Raw genomic sequence first — 3833 nt, forward strand, 5'->3', positions numbered from 1 at the left:
GCCGGCCTTATCTGGGTCGCGATGGATGACGATGTCGTGGGGGCGCACCAGCGCCTCGTCTCCGCCGTGTTCACGTCCCTTGAACAGATTGTAATTGCCCAAAAACTTGAACACGAAGGGGCTCGCCGGTTTTTCATAGACGTCCTGCGGCGGGGCGAACTGTTCGATGCGGCCGGCGTTCATCACCGCGACGCGGTCTGAGACTTCCAGCGCCTCCTCCTGGTCGTGGGTGACGAAAATCGTGGTGACGTGGATGGTGTCGTGCAGGCGGCGCAGCCAGCGGCGCAACTCTCTGCGAACCGTCGCATCCAGCGCGCCAAACGGCTCGTCGAGAAGCAGCACGCGCGGCTCCACGGCCAGGGCGCGGGCGAGCGCCACGCGTTGGCGCTGGCCGCCCGAGAGCTGCGAGGGATAGCGCCGCGCCATATTGCCGAGCTGGATCAGGTCGAGCAGCGACTGCACCTTCTCCCGGATCTGCGCCTCATTGGGCCGCTCGCGGCGCGGTTTGGCGCGGAGGCCGAAGGCGATGTTTTCGAAGACGTCGAGATGCTTGAACAGGGCGTAGTGCTGGAAGACGAAACCGATGCGCCGCTTGCCCAGATCGACGTCGGAGACGTCGACGTCGTCGAACAGCACGGGGCCGGACCCCACGTCGGCCTGTTCGATGCCGGCGATCACCCGCAACAGCGTGGTCTTGCCCGAGCCCGACGGCCCGAGCAGCGCGACCAACTCGCCGGAATTGATCTTCAGGTCGATGTTGCGGAGAATCGGGTTGTCGCCGTAGCTCTTCGAAATATCCCGGATTTCGATGGTCATTGCGCCTGTCCTTGATGCTGCTGCTGGAGGTCGCGCGCGGTCTTCCATTCGATCGCGGTCTTGGCGATCAGGGTGAAGACGGCGAGCAGCGCCAGCACGGAGGCGACAGCGAAGGCCGCCTGGTTGTTGTATTCGTTCCAGAGTTTTTCGATGCGCAGCGGCATGGTGTCGTTGACGTCGACATGGCCAGACACCACGGAGACCGCGCCGAACTCGCCGAAGGCGCGCGCCGTGCACAGGATCACGCCATAGAGCAGCGCCCACTTCACATTGGGCACTGTGATCTTCCAGAAGGTGCGCCAGCCCGAGGCGCCGAGCGACAAAGCCGCCAACTCCTCCTCCGTCCCCTGCGATTCCATCAGTGGCGTCAGCGCGCGCGCGACAAAGGGGAAGGTGACGAAAATGCTCGCGAGCACGATGGCGAGCGGCGTGAAGATCACGCCGGTAAAATCGCGGGCGAAGGCGAGCGGAAAGCCGTGCTCGAACCCGACCCAGCGCAGCGAGAACGGGTCCGGCCAGGTGAGATGCGTCGCCCAGTCGCCGAAAATGCCGTTGCGGCCGAGCAGCAGCACGAAGACGAGACCGGCGACCACGGGAGACACCGAGAACGGCAGATCAATCAGCGACAGCAGCAGGGCGCGTCCGCGAAAATTGAATTTGGTGGTCGCCCAGGCGGCGGCGAGGCCGAAGACGATGTTCAGCGGCACGACGATGGCCGCCACCCCCAGGGTGAGGCCGATCGCGCTCCAGGTGCGCGAGGTTTGCACCGCGGCCTCCGCGAGCTTTCGGGTCTGGACGGCGGTGAGCGTCGCGCCCTCGGGGGGCTGGGGCGGCCAGAACACCGCGAGATAGCCGTCAAAACCCTTGGCGAAGGCCTGGACGAAGACATTGATCAGCGGCAGCAGGATGAAGATGGTGAGGAAGGACACGGCCAGCAGGATCAGCGTCGCGCGCACCACCGGGTGGGCCGGCGGCGTGGGTTTTGCTGAGGTCAGGACGGTCTTGGCGATGGGCGCTCCGGCCATTTCGAAAACTCCGGGTCAGGCCGTCCGCTCATGGCGGCGGGAGAAGGATTCGAGCCCGTTGATGACGAGCAGGACGAGCAACGAGATCGCCAGCAGCACCATGCCGATGGCGGCGGCCTGCGCGTATTGGAAATCGTCGAGCCGCGTGACGATCTGCAAGGGCGCGATTTGCGACTTGCCGGGGATGTTGGCGGCGATGAAGATGACCGAACCGTATTCGCCAACGGCGCGGGCGAAGGCCAGCGCCACGCCGGAGACCCAGGCCGGCAGGATTTCCGGGAAGATCACGCGGCGAAACACGGTCAGGGGCGAGGCGCCAAGGCTGCGCGCGGCGGTCTCGAATTCCGGGTCCCATTCCAGCAGCACCGGCTGCACCGTGCGCACGACGAAGGGCAGGCCGACGAACACCAGCACGATGACGATGCCGGCGGTCTGGCCGGTGTAGGGAAAGGTCAGCCAGTCCAGCGCGCCAGGACTGAGCAACGGTCCGGCGCCCAGCCATGCCGCGAGCGTGTTGACGCCAGCGACCAGACGCGGACCAAAACCGCCGAGCCAGCCGTCCTTGAGGAACAGGCTAGCAAAAGTCAGGCCGGCCACCGCCGTCGGCAGGGCGAAGGGAAAGTCGATGATGGCGTCGAACAGCCGGCGAAAGGGAAAATCGTAGCGCACCAGCACCCAGGCGACGATCAGGCCGAACACGGCGTTGATCAGCGCGGCGGTGGTCGAGGCGAAGAAGGTCAGGCGCAGCGAGGCGGTGACGACGGGATCGCTGATCACGCGTAAAAATTCCGCCGGGCTCATCTGCCCGGCTTTCAGCGCCAGCGCCGCCAGCGGCAGCAGCACCAGCGCCGAGAGATAGAACAGGGTGTAGCCAAGCGTCAGCGGCAGGCCGGGAATGACGCGGGTGTTTCGGGTTCGAAAAATGCCGCGGACGCGCGGGGCGGGCGCCGCCGGCTCACGGGCGAATTCCGTTTCAAAGGTCATAGGGGGACTCCAGCTGCGCGCCGGCCGGCGGGGAGGCTCTGCCGGCGCGCCATACGATCAGTTCGTCGGCTTGTAGAACTGGTCGAACACGCCGCCGTCGCCGAAGAAGGTGACTTGCGCCTTGCCCCAGCCGCCAAAGGTCTCGTCATTGGTGAACAGCGGTATTTTCGGCAGGTCGGCGCCATATTTGGACAGCGCGGCGAGGTCGCGCGGGCGATAGTGCAGCTGTCCCGCAATGTCCTGGGCTTCCGGCGAATAGAGGAAGGACAGATAGGCTTCCGCCACCTTGCGCGTGCCGCGCTGGTCCACGACCTTGTCGACGACGGCGACCGGCGGCTCCGTGAGGATTGATTTTGACGGATAGACGATGTCGAATTTTTCCGGGCCGAACTCGTCCTTGGCGAGCCAGAGTTCGTTTTCCCAGTTGAGCAGCACGTCGCCGATCTGCTTTTGCGCGAAGGTGACGGTGGAGCCGCGCGCGCCGGTGTCGAGCACGGGCACGTGCTTGTTGAAGATTTCCGCGACCTTTTTCCGCGCGTCCTCGTCATTATAGATCGGGAAATCCTTGGCGGCGGCGATGGCGGCCTGCGCCTCCGCCTGGCCCTCGGCCGTGGAGAAATCGTGGGTTCTGGCGTTGCCGAACGCGCCCCACAGCGTCAGGAACACCCAGCGTGCGCCGCCCGAGGTTTTGGGGTTGGCGGTGATCACCTGCACGTCGGGGCGCAGCAGGTCGCTCCAATCCTTGATGCCCTTCGGATTGCCTTTCCGGACGAGGAAGGCGATCGTGGACGTGTAGGGCGCGGCGTTGTCGGGATATTTGTTCTGCCAGCCTGGATTGATCAGTCCGGCCTTTTCCACGGCGGAGACATCGGAGCCGAGCGCCAGGGTGACGACGTCGGCGTTGAGGCCGTCGATGACAGAACGCGCCTGCTTGCCGGAGCCGCCGTGCGACTGCTGGATGGAGAGGTCGTCGCCGGTTTCGCGCTTCCATTTGGCGATGAAGGCGGA

Annotated in this window: 4 protein-coding genes; all 4 read right to left on the reverse strand. The window is 65.3% G+C overall.

Annotation, left to right across the window (positions count from 1 at the left end; all coding sequences use genetic code 11):
• Positions 1–816: sulfate/molybdate ABC transporter ATP-binding protein (locus tag GJ654_RS20555; protein WP_155448049.1), on the reverse strand; the 816-nt coding region annotated here is incomplete at its 3' end.
• Positions 813–1841 carry a sulfate ABC transporter permease gene (locus GJ654_RS20560; RefSeq protein WP_155448050.1) on the reverse strand — a complete coding sequence of 343 codons (1029 nt, stop codon included), beginning with the start codon at positions 1839–1841 and terminating at the stop codon, positions 813–815. The genes GJ654_RS20560 and GJ654_RS20555, both read right to left, overlap by 4 nt.
• 15 nt (positions 1842–1856) lie before the next feature.
• Complete coding sequence (locus tag GJ654_RS20565; protein WP_155448051.1) at positions 1857–2825, reverse strand: ABC transporter permease; 969 nt, start codon at positions 2823–2825, stop codon at positions 1857–1859.
• A gap of 57 nt (positions 2826–2882) precedes the next feature.
• The coding region (locus GJ654_RS20570; protein WP_155448052.1) for a sulfate ABC transporter substrate-binding protein at positions 2883–3833 on the reverse strand (951 nt) is incomplete at its 5' end.

It is taken from the genome of Rhodoblastus acidophilus (assembly GCF_009720655.1).
GTDB classification, from domain to species: domain Bacteria; phylum Pseudomonadota; class Alphaproteobacteria; order Rhizobiales; family Beijerinckiaceae; genus Rhodoblastus; species Rhodoblastus acidophilus_A.